Origin of the sequence: Marinomonas sp. NPDC078689, from assembly GCF_044542435.1 — a bacterium.
GTDB classification, from domain to species: domain Bacteria; phylum Pseudomonadota; class Gammaproteobacteria; order Pseudomonadales; family Marinomonadaceae; genus Marinomonas; species Marinomonas arenicola.
The window spans coordinates 354741-373724 of record NZ_JBITUJ010000002.1; the positions used below are offsets into that span (position 1 = coordinate 354741).

16 protein-coding genes are annotated in these 18984 nt (G+C 46.8%); 6 read left to right on the forward strand and 10 right to left on the reverse strand.

Annotated features, from left to right (window positions below):
• Window positions 1–19: 19 nt before the first annotated feature.
• Window positions 20–2635 carry a cyclic nucleotide-binding domain-containing protein gene (locus tag ACIGBN_RS04760; protein ID WP_396663900.1) on the forward strand — a complete coding sequence of 872 codons (2616 nt, stop codon included), beginning with the start codon at window positions 20–22 and terminating at the stop codon, window positions 2633–2635.
• A 117-nt stretch (window positions 2636–2752) separates the two neighbouring features.
• Here the strand turns inward: ACIGBN_RS04760 and ACIGBN_RS04765 are convergent, their stop codons facing one another.
• Complete coding sequence (locus ACIGBN_RS04765; protein WP_396663902.1) at window positions 2753–3364, reverse strand: LysE family translocator; 612 nt, start codon at window positions 3362–3364, stop codon at window positions 2753–2755.
• Between the two features lie 348 nt (window positions 3365–3712).
• On the opposite strand from ACIGBN_RS04765, the gene dapA reads away from it, so the two are divergent.
• Together dapA and ACIGBN_RS04775 are read left to right on the forward strand one after the other, a co-directional pair.
• On the forward strand, window positions 3713–4585 hold the full coding sequence (gene dapA / locus ACIGBN_RS04770; protein ID WP_133003026.1) for a 4-hydroxy-tetrahydrodipicolinate synthase: 873 nt from the start codon (window positions 3713–3715) through the stop codon (window positions 4583–4585).
• Window positions 4586–4773: 188 nt separating this feature from the next.
• A complete protein-coding gene (locus tag ACIGBN_RS04775) occupies window positions 4774–5457 on the forward strand; it encodes a mobilization protein (protein WP_133003025.1) in 684 nt (227 codons plus the stop codon).
• Between the two features lie 155 nt (window positions 5458–5612).
• On the opposite strand, the gene ACIGBN_RS04780 is transcribed toward ACIGBN_RS04775, so the two are convergent.
• The 9 genes from ACIGBN_RS04780 to ACIGBN_RS04820 all read right to left on the reverse strand — a co-directional run bounded on the left by ACIGBN_RS04780 (window position 5613) and on the right by ACIGBN_RS04820 (window position 14222).
• On the reverse strand, window positions 5613–6476 hold the full coding sequence (locus ACIGBN_RS04780) for an oxaloacetate decarboxylase (protein WP_133003024.1): 864 nt from the start codon (window positions 6474–6476) through the stop codon (window positions 5613–5615).
• A 258-nt stretch (window positions 6477–6734) separates the two neighbouring features.
• The gene (locus tag ACIGBN_RS04785; RefSeq protein WP_133003023.1) at window positions 6735–7742 is read right to left on the reverse strand and encodes a TIGR03842 family LLM class F420-dependent oxidoreductase; all 1008 of its coding nucleotides are present in this window, start codon (window positions 7740–7742) and stop codon (window positions 6735–6737) included.
• Window positions 7743–7830: 88 nt separating this feature from the next.
• Window positions 7831–8523, reverse strand: a complete 693-nt coding sequence (gene npdG / locus ACIGBN_RS04790; protein WP_396663905.1) for an NADPH-dependent F420 reductase — start codon at window positions 8521–8523, stop codon at window positions 7831–7833.
• A gap of 57 nt (window positions 8524–8580) precedes the next feature.
• Window positions 8581–9354 (reverse strand): coenzyme F420-0:L-glutamate ligase, encoded by a 774-nt coding sequence (gene cofE / locus ACIGBN_RS04795; protein WP_133003021.1) that lies wholly within the window; start codon window positions 9352–9354, stop codon window positions 8581–8583.
• Entirely contained in the window at window positions 9347–10006 is a 660-nt protein-coding gene (gene cofC / locus ACIGBN_RS04800) for a 2-phospho-L-lactate guanylyltransferase (protein ID WP_396663907.1), read from the reverse strand. The genes cofE and cofC overlap by 8 nt, the downstream gene beginning before the upstream one ends.
• Window positions 10006–10965 carry a 2-phospho-L-lactate transferase gene (gene cofD / locus ACIGBN_RS04805; protein WP_396663909.1) on the reverse strand — a complete coding sequence of 320 codons (960 nt, stop codon included), beginning with the start codon at window positions 10963–10965 and terminating at the stop codon, window positions 10006–10008. The genes cofC and cofD overlap by 1 nt, the downstream gene beginning before the upstream one ends.
• Window positions 10965–12179 (reverse strand): 5-amino-6-(D-ribitylamino)uracil--L-tyrosine 4-hydroxyphenyl transferase CofH, encoded by a 1215-nt coding sequence (gene cofH, locus ACIGBN_RS04810; RefSeq protein ID WP_396663911.1) that lies wholly within the window; start codon window positions 12177–12179, stop codon window positions 10965–10967. The genes cofD and cofH overlap by 1 nt, the downstream gene beginning before the upstream one ends.
• Window positions 12176–13318, reverse strand: coding sequence for a 7,8-didemethyl-8-hydroxy-5-deazariboflavin synthase CofG (cofG, locus tag ACIGBN_RS04815; protein ID WP_396663913.1), 1143 nt, complete (start codon window positions 13316–13318; stop codon window positions 12176–12178). The genes cofH and cofG overlap by 4 nt, the downstream gene beginning before the upstream one ends.
• Window positions 13319–13574: 256 nt before the next feature.
• A complete protein-coding gene (locus ACIGBN_RS04820; protein WP_133003016.1) occupies window positions 13575–14222 on the reverse strand; it encodes a TetR/AcrR family transcriptional regulator in 648 nt (215 codons plus the stop codon).
• A gap of 314 nt (window positions 14223–14536) precedes the next feature.
• Here ACIGBN_RS04820 and ACIGBN_RS04825 point away from each other — a divergent pair, with 314 nt between their 5' ends.
• From ACIGBN_RS04825 to hydA, 3 genes are all read left to right on the forward strand, one after another.
• Window positions 14537–15781 (forward strand): Zn-dependent hydrolase, encoded by a 1245-nt coding sequence (locus ACIGBN_RS04825; RefSeq protein WP_396663916.1) that lies wholly within the window; start codon window positions 14537–14539, stop codon window positions 15779–15781.
• A gap of 80 nt (window positions 15782–15861) precedes the next feature.
• On the forward strand, window positions 15862–17346 hold the full coding sequence (locus ACIGBN_RS04830; protein ID WP_133003014.1) for an NCS1 family nucleobase:cation symporter-1: 1485 nt from the start codon (window positions 15862–15864) through the stop codon (window positions 17344–17346).
• A 158-nt stretch (window positions 17347–17504) separates the two neighbouring features.
• Window positions 17505–18944 (forward strand): dihydropyrimidinase, encoded by a 1440-nt coding sequence (hydA, locus tag ACIGBN_RS04835; protein ID WP_396663919.1) that lies wholly within the window; start codon window positions 17505–17507, stop codon window positions 18942–18944.
• Window positions 18945–18984: the final 40 nt, after the last annotated feature.

Below are 18984 nucleotides of genomic sequence, written 5' to 3' on the forward strand. Positions count from 1 at the left end.
AAGAACCGAGGTAATAACGATGGACATCACCGAACAAATACAAGCCATGCCTTTTATGGCCGACACCAGCAAAGAACTGCACGCCTCATTGCTTGATATTGCCAGCATAAAAACCCTTAACTCAGGCGAATTATTGGCCAAGCAGTTTGAAATTGGTCACTCTTTGTATTTTTTATTGGATGGGGAAATCGCCATTTCCATCCCTCTAAAAGAACAGGGTAAATCCTATAATGTCGGTTTGCTGAGCACCAAATACACGCCCATTGGTTGGTCTGCTTTTCGCCATCCTTCGCGCTATGCCACCACCTTCCAGGCGACCAAATCCTCTGCCGTGCTGGCACTGCCTATTGTGGCATTGCAAAAAATATTAGACAGCGACCTCGACTTCGCGAATATTTTCTTACGCTTTATCTACGAACAATCACTACCAGTCCTCACCAGCATACATAACCAAACACGCCCTTTCTTTTCCAATGAATCGTTGGCGTTTGAAGAAACACGGCCTTTTGTTAACCCAGACCAACAGACGCAATCGCTGAAAGAGTCGACAGCGCTGCTAAATTACGCCCCTTTTTGTGAAACCTTTACCCAAGCAGAAATTCACGCTCTGGCCAAACAGGCGTCGATTTTGTTGGCTCACCAAGGCGATATTATTTGCCAACAGGACCAATACACTGACGGTTTGTATTTTCTAATCAAGGGTAAAGCGGTCATTAGCTACCAAACAGACAATGGCGACATCATTACCACGCGTTCTATTGCACGCGCAGGCACGCTACTGGCTTGGTGTACCCCAGGTGATGAACTAAAAAACCGCACCTCTATTATTTCCTCTCGTGATAGCAGTATTCTGTTTATCCCGAAAGACAAGCTATTGTCTCTTTTTGACACCATGCCAAAACTGTCGGTGAAATACCTACACCGTTTAATCTGGTTGGTCGGCACTCATTTACTGGCCGCCCGCATGCGTTATTTGTCTCAAATTGCCAACGATGAAGCCCTTGCCGTAAGCAATGTCATCGAACAAAACGCCGCGGTTCTACCGGTGAGCTCGCCTCTTTATAAAGTCAGTGAGTTGCTAAAAAGCGCCATCACCACCGCCTCTGCGTTTGGCGTCTTGTACAAATGTCTGCATTTTGGCAGCGTCCTAGAAAGAACCATTGCTGGCATGTGCTTAGACATTCTCAAAGACCTACAACGTGAGAATGCCTTTTATCGTCATTTGCAAAAAGCCTACGACAACATCAATAGCTTGCCAAAAGACACCCCAGCACTGGATGTCAGACGATTTGGAACAGAGCAATTCAAGCAAGCTTTTCAGCAAGTGCCTTATGTGATTAAGGGCTTAGAAAACCTGCCTAAAAAAGCAGGCAGCCTGTTTATTTATAATCATTTATTAGGCTCGCCAACCAACCGCTTACCCAACGGTTTCCGCTTCTCTATCGACGCCCAATTTATTAGCGCCATGATCATAGATAAAGAATATGGCATTTCAGGGCAACGGATTGTGCGTCGCAGTGGGGAGAATGAATTCTGGCGTGACGATTATTATGAGCGCTTTGATAATGTCTTTGTCGATAGCTGGGAAACGCTGAGTAAGGACACTCCTGAATACCAGCAGTTTATTGAGCAGTCTCAAGACACCTTACGTAAAAACTACCCGCTAATGATCTCTCCAGAAGGCAAGAGTTATGGCACGCACCAATCACCTGGTACCTTTTTACCGCACGCTTTTGAGCTGGCGAAATCGATGGGAACAGACGAACCTTGGATAGTGCCTCTCGTGGTTGCCAACTTTGACCGTCGTGCGGATCACAACATTTACACCGTGATCATCAAACCGGCGTTTAAATTGTCCGACCGAGTTGACACCCAAGACCCTAAAGCGCTGGACGCCTTTTTAGCAGAATACCAAGAAGAATACCGTGGTTACGTGAATGAAGCGGTCGAGCTATCAAGAGAGATCCGCCAATACCCGATTCTCAGTGGACGCTCTGGTTATCGCTCCAATGTAATGAGTCTAAACCAGTTGGATGTGGAGTTTGAGTCTGATGTACGAGAACTAGAATTCCGTACTGCGCATCAGGATTACAAAGATCGCCCTGTCGCCTTTTATGGCTCATCGACCATTCGTCTCTGGCACGATTTTGATGAACATTTCCACCCTAAGGACACCATTAATCTAGGCTTTAGCGGCGCCACCTTAGAAGCCTGTGTGTACTATTTTGAGCGCATCATCTTGCCTCATAATCCACGCTCTATGGTGATTTACGCAGGAGACAATGACATAGGAAATCATTGTGATAGCAACAAGGTAACTGAGCTCTACATCGATTTACTGCAAAAAATCGACCGTTACCTGCCCGGCATCCCCGTGACCTTGCTAAGCATCAAGTGCAGTCCTGCACGCCGCGCGATGCGTGACACCATAGAAAAAGCCAACTCACAGCTGGAGCGCTTGGCGATCACACGACCCAATACTCGCTACCTCGACCTATTCTCTACCTTGCTGGATCAAGAAGGAGAGATTAAAGAGAACTGCTTTGAAGGGGACAAATTGCACATCAATAGCAAAGCGTATGACATCTGGACAAAACACCTAAACAAAGAGCAGGCATTTATTTTCCAAGGATAAATTTCCAAAGATAAAGAGACCATCAAAAAAGGGGCGCCCAGTGTTGTTCACTGAGCGCCCCTTTCTTATGGCAACTATTAGCGATTGGCGCCCACCGCTTGATGCAGCGATTCGCTATCATCCAATAATGACTTTCAACGCCAATAAAATCAGCAAGCACCCCATGACTCTATCGACCCATACCTGATGACGGCGCAACCATGGAAGCACTGGCCCACCAGCAAGCAGCAACGCCACTAAGACATACCAGCCACCATCGATGAGCACCACGGTTGCCCATAATTGAAACTGCACCAAGGCGTCCATATCAGCCTGAATGTATTGACTAAACAGCGCCAGAAAAAACAACCCGGCTTTGGGGTTCATGAGCGCCATGAAAAAACCATCTCGCGCCGATTCCCAATAGGAAGACTTCACCCCAGTGGCGTCTATGTCGCCACTTTTGCCAGCGTAGCGAATGGATTTAATCCCTAACCAGGCCAAATACAAGCCGCCAATCACAGACAAAATATGAAACACAGTGGGGTGTGCCGTTACCAGCACCGCCAAACCTTGCATCGTCAGCAAGGCCCAAAAACCAACGCCGAGGCCATGAGTGATTGCCGCGACCACACCATGCAAAGGCGCTTGAGATAATGTCACTCTTAGTATCACGGCCAAACTTGGGCCAGGCGAAATCGCCCCCATAGTACAAATTGCGGCTAACGATAGCCAAGTTGCTAAATCCATTTAAACACTCTTATTATTAACTTTTAGGGTTGTGACAGAAAACGAAAATACACAGGCGGATTATTTTGCCCGTATTCACCTCTAAATCCTAGATAATTAAGCACGGAGTCTTGACCTTCTAAGACAAAAACGGCAGCATGATAACCATCAACTTACAAAATAGATTTACTAATAAACACTATGCTTAATGTCATCTTATCAAAACACAACGGCGATAAACGTAAGGCTAAGAAGCCCTGCAACGCTGACGTGTGGATGTAAGATAAAAAATTCCCCGGCAGCATTTCTCGCTGACGGGTTCACTTTCTCTTCAGCGACATGCTTACCTACTATTAATGAGGCAACAGTATGTTCCACGGTGCAATAACCGCTTTAATTACTCCTTTTCGTGATGGTCAATTAGATGAAGACGCTCTGCGTAACATTGTCCGCTGGCAAATAGACCAAGGCATCGACGGACTGGTTCCTGTTGGTACGACTGGCGAGTCCCCTACTCTAAGCGAACACGAACATAAGCGCGTCATCGAAATTACCGTAGAAGAAACCAATAAAGCCGTCCCAGTATTAGCGGGTGCTGGATCGAACAACCCAGTCGAAGCCGTCAACTATTCTGAGTTTGCCTACCAAGCAGGCGCCGATGCCACCTTACATGTGGCAGGTTACTATAACCGCCCGAATCAAACGGGTTTGTACGAACATTTCAAATACGTCCATGACAACAGCAAACTGCCTATCGTGCTTTATAACATTCCTCCGCGCTCTGTTGTTGGTCTTGAAGTCAGCACCTTAGTTCGTTTAGCAGAATTACCACGCATTATTGGTGTCAAAGATGCGACCGGTGACCTAACACGCCCCATCCGTGAACGTGCTTTAGTCAATAAGCCTTTTTGCTTTTTAAGCGGTGATGATGTGACGACCGTGGCGTATAACGTGGGCGGTGGTAACGGTTGTATTTCCGTTTCTTCCAACGTAGCACCGAAGCAAGTTGTTGAATTACAACGTTTATGTCGCGAAAACAGATTCAGCGAAGCGGCTCAACTGCAAGACAAACTGTTTAACTTGCACAGCGCTCTGTTTATTGAACCTAACCCAGCGGGCGCTAAATACGCCATGTCATTGCTTGGTCTGTGTTCTGAAGAATGTCGCTTACCCATTGTGCCACTGCAAGACAGCAGCAAAGCCAGCATTCGCCAAGCTATGCTTGATCTAGAGTTGATCTAATCCAACGCTCTTAAGGCAACAATCTCACTGCATAAGCCAGCCTGTGACCAGGCTGGCTTTTTTATTATCAAAAAAATCATTTTTCACCATAAAATATTGATAAAGTATCTGCAAAGGAAACAGGGGATTTCCCCAAGGGACTGAACGGCTAGTATTTCGTTTACATGATGCATTGCAAGGAGAGTTGAATGTCTAAAGTACATTTTGTTGGTGGTGAAAAAGGCGGCGTTGGCAAATCCATGACCGCGCGCGTGTTAGCCCAGTATTACATTGATAATGAACGGCCGTTTCTCGGCTTTGATTGCGACTCTTCCCACGCGACCTTCTCGCGGTTTTATCAAGATTTCTCCTCCCCTATTATCATTGGTGAAGAAGACAGCCTAGATGGCATGTTAGCGGCCATTGAAGAATACCCAGATCGTGACCTCATTATTGATTTGGCCGCCCAAGCCGCTCAACCGCTTGGCGTTTGGATCGAAGAAACAGACGTCTTTGGGCTGTTGGATGAAATGGGTTATCAGGTGTGTTTGTGGCACGTAATGGACGATGGCGCGGATTCAGTCGCCCTGCTTGAGCAATTATTAACCCGCTATCAACAACCTTCGGTTGATTTTGTCGTGGTGCAAAACTTTGGTCGTGGCAGTGACTTCTCTCGCTTTCAAAAATCAGACACCTACAAGCAAGCCATCGAACGCGATGCCTTAATTCTGGAACTCGCTAAACTTCAAACCAAATTAACGCAGAAAATAGACTTCAATAGCAGCAGCTTTTGGTCAGTGGCCAATGACCGAAGTATTATGAATATCGCAGAGCGTCAGCGAATGAAAGTCTGGCTGCGCAAAGTCTATGAAGAACTCGATAAAATAGGCTAATTCAAAGCGCCCTCTTTTCAATAAGCCATAAAAAGCCAAGATCCACTCTCGCGAATCTTGGCTTTTCTAACTCTAGCGAACCCTGCACTTCGTCTGCTACAAGATGCCGTTGCTCGCTATTCAGTCTCTAAAAACATGCCCTTGTCTGGGCAAGATTATTCCTGCACGTCCATGTATTTGTTTGCCCACACACGGTTTTCTTCTAGCGTTGAGTAACGTGTCGACAATTCTGAAGCGTTTAGCGTGCCTTCGGCAATGCCTCTTTGCTCACGCAAGCAGTCGTACGTCGCCTTGATCGCGGCAAAATACGCGGCATGACCATTAACAATAATGCGCACACCATTGGCAGCAAGACGTTCACGATCGCGTAGCTCTGGGTTGTCGTAAGACACCAACATAACAGGAATGGTCAAATGTTGAGTGATTTGCTCAAGATGGTCAAAGTCACGAATACCGACCATACAAATACCATCAACCCCAACCGCTTGATACGCCGTCACACGCGTGATGGTTTCTTCGATGGTGAGTTGGCCGGCATTCGTACGAGCAATGATGCTCATCGCAGGATCAATACGCGCATCCAATGCGGCTTTCAATTTGCCTACCGCCTCTTCTAGCGGAATTAAATCCGTTGATTTATGACCGTATTTGGCAGGCAAAAGTGTGTCTTCAATCGTTAACGCAGCAACACCCGCTCGCTCTAGTTCGGTGATGGTACGAATGACATTCAAAGCATTCCCGTAGCCATGATCTGCATCAGCAATAATAGGCAAACGGGCAACACGACCAATACGAGTTGCTTGTTCAGTGAATTCACTCAAAGTGATCAAGGCAAAATCGGGCGCGGCCAATACTTGAAGTGACGCAACAGAGCCGCCAAGAATACCAACTTCAAAACCAAGATCCGCGGCAATGCGTGCCGACATAGGATCGAAAGTAGACGCTGTGTAGTAACATTTATTGCTTGCTAATAAGGCACGAAAGTCATTTCGTAGATCGTGCTGGGAAGGTGTTGCCATGTATTTACTCCTGAAATGTCACTAAATTACATATGACTAATTTGGCGAGATTATACTCGTCTTAGGAATCAGCTTCATCAGTAACCAACCAATTGGTTATGTTTTGTAACTAAATGATTACTATAACGAGCGTGTATAGTAATACGCTGTGAGCACGGATTATCAGGACTCTGTAAAGAATGGGGGATAATATTTATATCCACAAAAAAGCCGACGTAAACGTCGGCCATGGTATTGCTTAGTATCCACTCAATGCCATTACATGGCTTTAAACTGAGGAATAATATGACGACCATACTGGGCGATGATCTCTTCTTCATCACCACTGTCTAAATAGATATTAAACTGCGTGGTGCCGGCTTCTTCTAGCGCTTTGACCCGTGCGATATGATCATCCACTGTGCCCAGTACACAAAAACTTTTCACAATGTCTTCGGTAATGAAATCCAAGAAAGGATTATCACTCTGGCCGTGTTTTGAATAATCGTAACCACGACGTTTTTCAATGTAATCCGTTAAACTCTTCGGTACTAATCCAGAATCATTACCGTATTTTTCGACAATATCAGCCACATGGTTACCCACCATCGCAGGAAACCATTTCGTGTGTTCAATGCAATAATCTATGTCGCCAAAGTAGGCTGGCGCAGCCGCCTGTACTTTGAAATTCGACATATCACGGCCTGCTTTTTCTCCGGCACTAATCGCTTGATCTTTGAACCATTTTACCAAATCAGGATCACCAATTTGCAGGATCAAACCGTCACCCACCTCGCCCGCTGTCGCCAGCGCTTTAGGCCCATATGCGCCAATCCAAACCGGTAGTTCATAGCCAGTTGCCCAAGGTAACTTGACTGGCTCTGGGCATTCGCCGTATTCCACCTCTTCTCCACGTACCATGGCTTTTACCTTGGTGGTGAATTCTGCAAGGCGCGCCAATGTTGCCGGTTTTTTCCCCATCACCCGCATCGACGAATCACCACGGCCGAGACCAATGTCGAAACGACCGTTACTTTGGTGCGCCAAACTTGCGTACAGACTTGCAGACAATGACCAATCTCGAATATTTGGGTTGGTAACGCAAGGCCCAAAACGCATGGTTTTGGTGTGCTCCATGCACATCGCCATCGCCACAAAGGATTCACGCCACAAAATATGTGAATCATAAAACCAACAGTAATCAAAGCCGGCCGCTTCCGCTTGACGGACTAAATTTCGAGCTCGATCTGGGCTGACAAACCCTTTAAACGTAATACCGAATTCCATGCTGAGTTCCTCTTATGCTTGTGATGTCTTTTAATATTTTTATGGTTTAAAACCGTTCAATAACGGGGTCTAACGTCAGTCAATACATTCAGTGTTGTGGAGGGCAAATCCGTATACCGGCATGACTAAACGGCACCTCTTTTGAGATATTCAAACGAATCAAAATAGGCGTAATTGCTTCGATGCAGCGAGCACTTTCCGCCAAACCGGCGTTATAGGCTTTCGTCCCCATGGTATCGATCAGCGCCATAACCTGTTTTTTCGACGCCAAGTCATTACCGCAAACCAAAATATCGCAATTAATAGGACGCGATAAATCGTTCAGAGTGATCGCCGACACATTGTGTAAGGCGCCCACCACAGGAACCGAATCCCCCAATAGAGCTTGCGCATGTTCAGTGACAGAACCGGCGGCTGGCATTTCTACGGCTTTCGGGTTGCCAGGGGCCAAAGGCACCACTATGTCCACCAGAATTTTCCCTGTTAGCCGTGGTTTGAGTGTATTCAAGGTGGCATCGTGTGCACTGTAAGGCACAGACAAAATCACCATGCTGCTTGCTGCTTGAGTCGCCGCTTCCATAGACAGGCCAGTAATGCTGGCTGCATTCCCCCCAAGCTCAGCCAATTGAGCAACCAGCTCTTCGGCCAAAGCGTGCGCTTTTTGTGCGTCACGAGAGCCTAATACGACGCTCGTTCCTGCCATTGCAAGGCGCAAGGCGAGACCTTTCCCTTGTGGGCCGGTGCCACCGATAATGGCGACTTTTTCGCTTTCTCTACTCATTCTATTCCCCTTTTTATGCAGCGTTTCTTATGGGTGTTCTAGTCATTTAGCGTTCACTTATTTAAAAAGATCTTCATTTTGTGCACGGATAAGATCGCGGCTCTGACTGTCTGTTTTTGGCCAATCAAGACCACGAAACACAATCACCGGCGCTTTCGCACTTTTTTCCATCAATAAACCAGAGGCCGCGGCCAGCTCATCCGCAAACGCCGGCGCTGTCACACTAAGCGGGCGCCCAAAGGCGTCCATTTCCCCTTCCATCTTCATCACCCCAGGCACATTAGCGAGACCAATAGCCACGTTGGTTTGACCTAGACGCCAAGGTCGTCCAAAGGTGTCGCTGATCACAATGCCCAGATCGCATTGGAAATGTGCTTCTAATCGCTGACACAATAATTGCGCGCTGCGATCGGGATTCTCAGGCAATAAAATCAATTGTCCTGGGTGGTCCGCATTGGATTCATCCACCGCCGCATTGGCGCAAATGTAACCATTTTTATGCTCTGCAATGAGCACACCTTCTTGCTGGTCTGGACGTTTAACCGCCCGCACTATGCGTTTTGACTGAGATAAAATCACCTCAACTTTACGAGGGTCTTTATTGACGGTTTTGGCTAACTCGATGGCGTCTGCGCTTGGTGTGATCTGATCCAAATAGGCACAAGCGCCTTCGCTTTTGGAGACCACTTTGTGCGCGATCACTAAAATATCCCCCGCCACCAAGGCTTTTTGTTGCGCCTGAAAGGTGTCGATAATGACTTGCGCAAGGTCATCCCCTTGCTGAAAATCAGGCAAGCCTTCAAGGCGAAACATGGTCATGGACTCAGGCATAGCGTCGCTCCTTTATAAAGGGTGTATCTGCTCCCCGACGCCACGCAGAAAAGCGCTGAGGCTGCTGAGCAATGGCCCTTTCGAGGTCATCACTTTGATCAATGTCTTGTGATAAGTTCGGTAATAAAAGCTGGCAACAAGCGAGGCCCTGTAACCCAGCTTCAGCGTCATGTTTTGCGGCGGATTCTGTGCCATAGCGAAACGCAATGGCATCAGGCGGAGATGTCGCCAACGCATTGGTGCCACCGTCTTTGGCCTTAGCGATAACCACTTGATGGCACCTTGCTGCTTGCAACAAGGCACTAAACTCCCCCTGATCCAATAAGGCGATGTCGCTCGGTATAATAATTTGATGGCTGAATCCGGCGTTTTTCACCCATTGGCAGGCTTGCGATAACGCACCATTCAGACCTTTTTTGCCGTCTTCACGCAGGGTGTTTGCCCCATATGATGCGGCTAACGACAACATCTCATCGGACTCACTAATCACCATCATATTGAGCGCTGGAAAGTGACGACGAAAAAACATCAAGGTATTCGTGAACATACTGATCGCCAATTGCTCACGCTCGCGATGAGACAAGCAGCCCGATAACCGCTGTTTCGCATGGGCTGGGCGTTTCATTGGAATAACCACACACAGTTTGCTCATTAGGCTGCCCTCTGCTTACGTTGTTGTTCCGCAAAAGCCACAGTGTTGGTCAATAACGCGCATTTATCGTCGCGGGTTTTCATCAGCGTTGGCGTCACCAAGACATCCAAACCTTGATCCTGCAACCAAGGCAACTCATCGCGGTCCGCATCATCGATCACCATGGCATTCAATAACGAGCCATAGCATTGATAAATGCCTTTTGAATCGGTGCTTTTCCCCATGCTTTCCAGCATTTTATCCGCAGGCCCTTTAACGGTTTTACCTGCGATCAAGGGGGAAATGGCAATCACATACGCGGTGCTTTTTTCAATCGCTTCTTGAAGCCCTGGAGTGGCCAAAATGGCACCAATACTAACGATGGGGTTACTCGGTGCGATCACGATCACATCGCTCTTAGCAATCTGAAACAAGGCTTCCGAAGTGGCTCTGGCGATGTTTGCTCCCTTATATTCCACCCCCAACACCTTAGGCTTGCATTGCTCACGTACAAAATATTCTTGAAACGACAACCAACCCGATTCGGTTTTTACTTGAGTTTGCACCACGTCATCCGTTGGCAACAAAATCGGCATGGTGACACCGTGACGTTTCGCCAAACGCTGAGTAATGTGACTTGCTCGAACCCCTTGTTTGCGTAATTCGGTGCGGTAAATATGAGTGGCCAAATCCAAATCCCCAAGGGTCATCCAGGTTTCTTGGCCAAGGGCACTCAGTTCGTTTAATACTTGATAGGACTCGTTTTTCCTGCCCCAGCCTCGCTCCCGGTCGATCTGATCTCCTAAGGAATACAGTAATGTATCTATGTCTGGCGATACCCATAAACCATGAAACGCGTCATCGTCTGCAACATTGCCAATGATGTGAGTCGTACTGGCATAGACACTGGCTGCCAATCCCTCTGCCGCTTTTGCTCCCCCCACACCACCAGCCAATAAAGTAATGGTCAAATCGGACATTAAGCGACTCCTTGAATGGGGATGCGTCGAATCACTGAGGTGTCTAATGCAAAGGTTTCTAATGGTTCATATAGGGTATTGCGTTGTACTGCCTCTAAACCGGCCGAGTGAATATTCGCCACCATGTCTTCAGGCATGACTTCTTGCCCATGCGTCGCCCCTGCCGCCCGAGAAATACTCTCGTTCATCAAGGTGCCACCCAAATCATTCGCCCCAGAACGCAGCATTTTCGCCGCCACATCCGGCCCCATTTTGACCCATGAGGCTTGAATATTATCGATGTGACCTTGCAGCATTAAGCGTGCAATAGCGTGCATTTTAAAATGCTCATCCCGCGTCGGACCTGGGCGGACGACATCTGGGTTATCGTTATATAAGCGAGTTTCATAATGGATAAAACCCAATGGCACAAACTCCGTAAAACCACCGGTTTCCTTTTGAATATCACGCAACAATTCAAGATGGTTAGCCCAATGGATCGGCTGATCCACATGGCCATACATGATCGTTGAGGTGGTTCTCACCCCCACTGAATGAGCGGCTTTAACAATGCGCACCCACTCTTCTGTGGTCAGCTTATTTTTGGTCAATTGTTTACGAATTTCAGTGTCTAAAATCTCCGCGGCTGTGCCTGGCATGGTGCCCAGCCCCAGCGCTTTCAGTTCGCTTAAAAACACCTCAGGCTCCAGTCGAGCTTTCTTACAGCCATACCAAATTTCAAAAGGTGAAAAGGCATGAATATGAATATCTGGCACGCGTTTTTTCACAGCAACAATAAGATCACGGTAATAATTCGCATCAATATCTGGGTGCAAGCCGCCTTGAATACAGACCTCAGTCGCACCACGAGCCCACGCTTCTTCCGCCCTGTCTGCCACTTGTTCAACCGTTAAAAATTCCGCGTCTTGATCGCCTTTTTCTTTGGCAAAATTGCAAAATCGGCAGCCCATATAGCACACGTTAGTAAAGTTAATATTGCGTGTAATAACATAGCTTCCGGTGTTACCGACTCTTTTTTGTCGAACTTGATCGGCGGTATCTAACACCGCTTGCGCTTCTTCACCTTGCGTCGCAAACAACACACAAGCGTCGGCAACCGATAGCTCATCACCTTGTAAACACTGGGCTAAAATCTGTTGTACTGGCGCACTAACCGCTTGGCTAAAAAAAGCGGGCGCGCGGCGGTCTTGATAAGTTGACTGTATTGGGTTCATGCTGGAACACCTCCTGACTGAACATAGGTAGAGTGCGCAGCCTGCCCTGTTAGCAGAGCGATTTTGTGCGCCAAATGAGTGGTGAGATAGCCTTCTTTTTGCTGATAAAAACGCTCGTAAATAGTCAATCGCTCAGCAAGGGAATACCCCAAACCTTCACACGCTTGCGCCACACTGCTGATCTGAGGCCAGGCGCGCTCTGGGTTAATGAAGTCTTTTGTTAAAGGGGAAATGCCACCAAAATCATTAATACCCGCACCGACATAACAGCCATATTCCCTCTCTAAGTTAGGCGGTGCCTGAATGCTGATTTCAGCCGGTAGAATAAGACGCGCCATCGCGATGGTGCGTTTCATGTCGTCTAAGTCGGGTTCTTGGCAACCCGCCATTGTGGTGCCTTCTTTGGCACGAAAGTTCTGGATAATGACTTCTTGAATATGGCCATAAGAAAGGTGACGGTCACGAATGGCGATCAAGCTATTCACCCGGTCTTGCCAGGTTTCCCCAATGCCAATCAAGATTCCTGTGGTAAAAGCGATGTCCAGTTTTCCCGCCTGCTCTATGGTGTCGAGCCGACGTTTCGGCGTTTTATCCGGACACGAGTAATGGGCTTGGCCTTTTTTAAGCAAATCGTTGGAGACATTTTCCAGCATCATCCCCATGCTCGCCGCCACAGGCTTGAGGTGCTTTAATTCGTCGTATGACAAAGCACCAGCGTTCACATGAGGCAACAACGAGGTGTTCGACAAGACATTTTCACATTGGTCATGCAGGTAAGCTAATGTGCTGTCGTACCCTAACGCCGTCAGCAGCTCGCGGGCTTTTTGATGGCGCTCTTCCGGTCGCTCTCCCAAGCTAAATAAGGCCTCCTTACAATCTAGTTGCTCCCCTTCAAACGCCGTTTTAAGCACTTGAGATGGGGTCATGTAGTTCGCATGAGGTGAATCAGGGTCTTGCACAAAGGTGCAATAACCGCACGCATCACGACACATATTCGTTAGTGGGATAAAAACTTTTTTAGAATAGGTAAGCTGTTTGCCCCAGTGTGCATCACGTAGCTGAGCCGCTTGCTGGCAAAGCGAATACAAGTCTGGTCCAGTGACAAACTCATAAGACATAGCTTCAGAAACAGAAATCATATTCACTCTCCGGCAAACCTAAAATTTATTTTTTACCATTTGGTATAAAAACTAATATCAAGAATATCAAAGAGAGTAAATTGTTTTTTTTAGTGCAGAGACGCACCAATAACCGACCTCGAAACTAAAGTTTAGTTAACTTTAAAGTTAACTAAACGGTTAAGATCATGAATAGGAAAGGTTTTTATTTTTTAATCTATATTCTTAAGGGGAGATACACTGCATTTAAACAATAAAAAATCTTAAATTAATAAATCTATTTTTTATTATGCGCACCAAGAGCGCGCACAACAAAGTCGGTGACGGCTTTCTCTGCTCGTTCAAAGTCGGGTTCGGTCAAATCACTTTTCCCTAATAAAACTTCAATCTGAGTTGAAAAATCCGCATAAGTTTGCGTCGCGGCCCAAATGGTAAAAAATAAATGTTCAGGGTCAGTTTTTTCAATTAATCCCTTATTTATCCATGAGTTAACCAATGCTACATCGCGATCAAACTGAGGTTTAAGATGGCTTATTAAGTAATCCTTTAATACCGGAGCCCCACTGATGATTTCATGGGCGAAGACTTTGGAACCATTGGGGTAGAGGCGTGAGATCTGCATTTTTTCTCGCACGTAGCTGCGGATCACCTCTTCTGGGGTATCCCCATGATTTTCAAGAAAGGAGAGTTTTTCGATCCATATGTCGAGAATCTCTTCTAGTACTTTTCTATATAGTAAGTCTTTGTTTGGAAAGTAATAAATAAGATTTTGCTTGGATATTTTAGATATTTCCGCAATGCGTTCCATAGAAGCGCCGCTAAATCCTTTAGACGCAAATACAATTTCTGCCGACCGTAATATACGTGACTCCAATATCTTTCTATTAACCGACTGCTTAGTATATTTTGGCTTTTTCTCAATCAAAGTTTATCCCTACCTTATTTGACAATACTTATAAAAATAACTATCTATAATCTTATTTACTTCATTCTACCTTTAAAGTAGCATCGAAAATCACTTGAATTATCATATCATTTTGATTGCTAATATTAAAAGTTGGCCTGCTAATTGCTTTCTGTAAAGTCTAATACACTTTTTGCCAATCACGACTCAACGCTGGATCATTATATTCTTTCTTCGATAAAAAAGAGTATGTGATTCACTTTGTTTCGATAACTTTTTTACCTTTTGGTAAAAAGAATGATTTCAAAGAGAGATACGATACCTAGGAGAAAAGTATGCAAGATCTACGCATTAATGAGCAACGTCTTTGGGACACCTTAATGGAAATGGGTGAAATAGGCGGCACCGAGAAAGGTGGCTGTAACCGGCTTGCTGGCACCGACTTAGATAAGCAATCACGTGATCTTTTTGTGGCTTGGTGTAAGGCCTGTGGCTGCGAAGTGAACATTGATAAAATCGGTAATATTTTTGCGCGCCGACCAGGAAAAAACAACGACTTACCTGCAGTAGGCACTGGCAGCCATCTTGATACTCAGCCTACCGGTGGTAAATTCGATGGTGTTTTTGGTGTCCTTTCTGGTGTTGAAGTACTGCGCACCTTGCATGAAAACAACATTGAAACACCCACGCCAATGGAGTTCTCTGTTTGGACAAACGAAGAAGGCTCCCGCTTTCAGCCTGCCATGCAAGGCTCAGGTACCTATGTTGGCCGCTTTGACCTTGAAACCGAATTAAACAAAACCGACGTCAATGGCATTCGACTAGGTGACGAACTAGACCGCATTGGTTACTTGGGAGACATGGAGCTGGGTAGCCGCAATATGGGGGCCTTTTTTGAAGCCCACATAGAGCAAGGCCCTATTTTAGAAGACGAAAAGAAAGCCATTGGTATCGTTCGTCTTGGCCAAGGGATTCGCTGGTACAACATTGAAGTCGTTGGACGCCCTTCCCATTCTGGCACCACACCAATGCACCTTCGTAAAGACGCTATGCTAGCGGCGGCGGCCATAGTGACAGAAATGAATGCCATCGCCGATCGCCATGAAAATGGTTTGGGCACAGTCGGCTTTATGCAAGTCTGGCCAAACTCGCGCAACACCATTCCTGGCAACGTAAAATTTAGCGCCGACCTTCGCAACCCTCGCCCTGACGTACTGTTAAAAATGCATGAAGAGTTGCTCGCCTTTTGTGAAAAAATCGCCAGTGAACACGAATTAGACGTCAACATTGACCCTTTCTGGTATTTCGCCCCAGTAGAATTTAATGCGTCCGATGATGTAAAAGCCGCCACCGAAAAACTCGGCTACAGTCATATGGACATTTACGCAGGGGCTGGCCATGACGCGTGTTACATGGCGGACCTAGTTCCTACCGGAATGATCTTTACACCTTGCTTAAATGGCATCAGCCATAACGAAGCAGAATACAGCTCACCAGAAGAATGTGGTGCTGGAGCAAACGTATTGCTGCACACCATGCTCGAAGCCAGTGAACGAATAGCCAAGCAACATAACGCTTAGCACTCATATGTAACCCGTAATGAAGCGCATAATTTGACCCAATGACCTAACACTGATAATCACAAAAGAAGAGGTGAAGCATGACCAGCAAATCTGTCCAGCAAGGTGAGTTTTACGAACTCGAGGTCGATAGCGACCTCAAGCAAAGCCCGGCCTATAACGATGACTTAGCCCCAACTAAAGTGCATGAACGCACCTGGAACAAATGGAATATCACCGCTTTATGGGTGGGCATGGCGATCTGTGTGCCCACTTATACACTAGGGGGTGTACTCACCGCGTATTTTGGCTTATCCGTCATGGAAGCCTTATTTACCATCTTGGTGGCGAACATAGTTCTGCTCGTTCCTTTGACCTTGAATGCTTACCCAGGTACGAAATTTGGCATTCCCTTTCCGGTGCTACTGCGCTCTTCCTTTGGCATAGTCGGCTCCAACATTCCTTGTTTGATTCGAGGCTTAGTCGCCTGCGGCTGGTTTGGCATTCAAACCATGTTTGGTGGCCTTGCCATTCATCTATTCTTATCCGCCGTGTCATCTAGCTGGGCAAGTTTAGGGGGGGTCGGCGAAGTCATTGGCTTCTTCATTTTTTGGTCATTAAATATGTACGTGGTCATTCGCGGGGCCGAGTCAATCAAATGGCTTGAAACATTGTCTGCTCCCCTGCTATTAATTGTCAGTATTGGCTTGATGGTCTGGGCCGGTGGCAAAGTGTCTTTTACCGAAATCCTAGCCACCCCAGCTTCACGCCCTGAAGACGCCAGTTTTTGGAGCTATTTCTTCGGTGGTTTAACCGCCATGGTAGGTTTTTGGGCCACTCTGTCACTCAATATTCCTGACTTTAGTCGCTATGCTAAGTCGCAAAAAGATCAAGTTCTTGGGCAAATCATTGGTTTACCGATCACCATGTTCTTCTTTGCGGCGTTAGGCGTTGTGTTAACCGCGGCATCTTCTACCTTAGTTGGCGAAACCATTTCTGATCCTATTTCTTTAATCGGTAAGATCGACAGCCCTTTCTGGGTCGCCATCGCCATGGTGTTGATTATCATCGCTACCCTCTCAACCAATACCGCGGCGAACGTTGTCTCGCCTACCAACGATTTCCAAAACATTGCGCCTAAATACATCAATCATACTCGTGGTGCATTGCTCACAGGGTTTGTCGGCATTGCCTTAATGAGTTGGGAACTGTTGAAAAAAATGGGTTGGTTAGAATCCGACGTCAGTGTCGAGAGCATGTACTCCAATTGGCTGTTAGGTTACTCCAGCTTACTGGGGCCTATTGCTGGCATCATGATTGTCGATTACTTCTTGATCAAGCGTCAACATCTTGACCTTGTCGCCCTGTATACCCCAAACAGCCTGTACCCAGCCTTTAACAGTGCTGGTTTGATCGCCTTTGCGGTTCCTGTGGTGATCACCTTGATTGCTCTGAATGTCTCTGCTCTAGGTTGGTTCTACAGTTACGGTTGGTTTACCGGTGCTTTCACTGGCGCCATTGTGTACTTCATTATTGCGAAAGCACAACTTTCTACCGTCAGCCAAACAAACGCCGTATCGCCTTAAAGGTGATCTGACATTTCTTTGGTCATAACGCAAAGTGTTCAGAAGAGTAGCGTGCACGCAGCTCTTCTGAACACGCTCTATTTAGCCGCTGTTTCATCAGCAACAGGTCACATAACACGCTCAAAATACCAATAAGACACACAACAAAGGACAACATTATGAGCCTATTCATAAAAGGGGGGACAATCGTCACCCACGAAGAAACTTACCAAGCTGATATTTTGTGTTCAGGAAACAAAATCGTCGAAATTGGCCAACAGCTCACGCCACCTCAAGACGCAACCCTTTTAGACGCCACTGGTAAACTTATTATGCCAGGTGGTATTGACCCTCATACTCACATGCAACTGCCTTTTATGGGCACGGTCGCCAAAGACGATTTTGCTTCCGGCACCCGAGCCGCGTTAGCTGGCGGCACCACTAGTATTATTGACTTTGTTATTCCTAACCCTCAGCAATCCCTATTAGAAGCGTATCATCAATGGCGTGAATGGGCCCAAAAAGCCCACTCAAATTACACCTTTCATGTGGCCATTACATGGTGGGATGAGAGTGTCGGAAAAGAGATGGAGACCCTGGTTAAGCAATATGGTGTCAACAGCTTTAAGCACTTTATGGCGTACAAAAATGCCATTATGGCGACCGATGACATCTTGGTGGCAAGCTTCACCAAGTGCCTTGAATTAGGGGCCTTGCCTACCGTTCACGCAGAAAATGGGGAGCTGGTGTACCATTTACAAAATTCTTTAATGGAACAAGGCATTATTGGGCCAGAAGCGCACCCATTATCACGACCTTCTTCGGTTGAAGGAGAAGCCGCTAACCGTGCGATTAGCATCGCCAACACATTAGGCGCGCCACTGTATTTGGTTCACGTTTCAACAGAAGAAGCGGTCGACGCCATTCGTTACGCAAAAGACCACGGTCATACGATATTTGGCGAGGTGCTAGCGGGGCATTTGACCGTGAACGACAGCGTTTACCAAAACCCAGATTGGGCCACGGCGGCGGCGCATGTCATGAGCCCTCCTTTTCGACCTAAACATCACCAAGATGCCTTATGGAAAGGCGTGCAAGGAGGCACGTTACAAACCACAGCCACTGACCATTGCGCCTTTTGCAGTGAGCAAAAAGCCATGGGTAAAGACAACTTCACGCAAATCCCCAACGGCACAGCTGGCGTCGAAGAGCGCATGATGGTGCTATGGGAAAAAGGCGTCAATGAAGGCAAGATCACCCCCAATGAATTTGTTGCTCTTACGTCGACAAATAGCGCTAAGATTTTCAATATTTACCCAGATAAAGGCTGTGTTCGCGTTGGGGCCGACGCGGATCTGGTTATTTGGAACCCGAACGCTGAGAAAACACTATCAGCGAAAACTCACCAATCAAATATTGAGCACAGTATCTTTGAAGGCATGACGATTCATGGCATTCCAGAAACCACCATCTGTAATGGTGCTCTTGCTTGGCATGAAGGTAAATTGCTGGCGCAATCTGGCGATGGAAAATACATAGACAGACCAACCTATGCGCCTTTTTACGAAGCGCTCAAAAAGCGCCAACAGCGAGCGAAACCGCAGTGCGTGCAACGCTAATCAGCGCAGAAGCAAGACTCTAGAAACAACAAAGGGCACC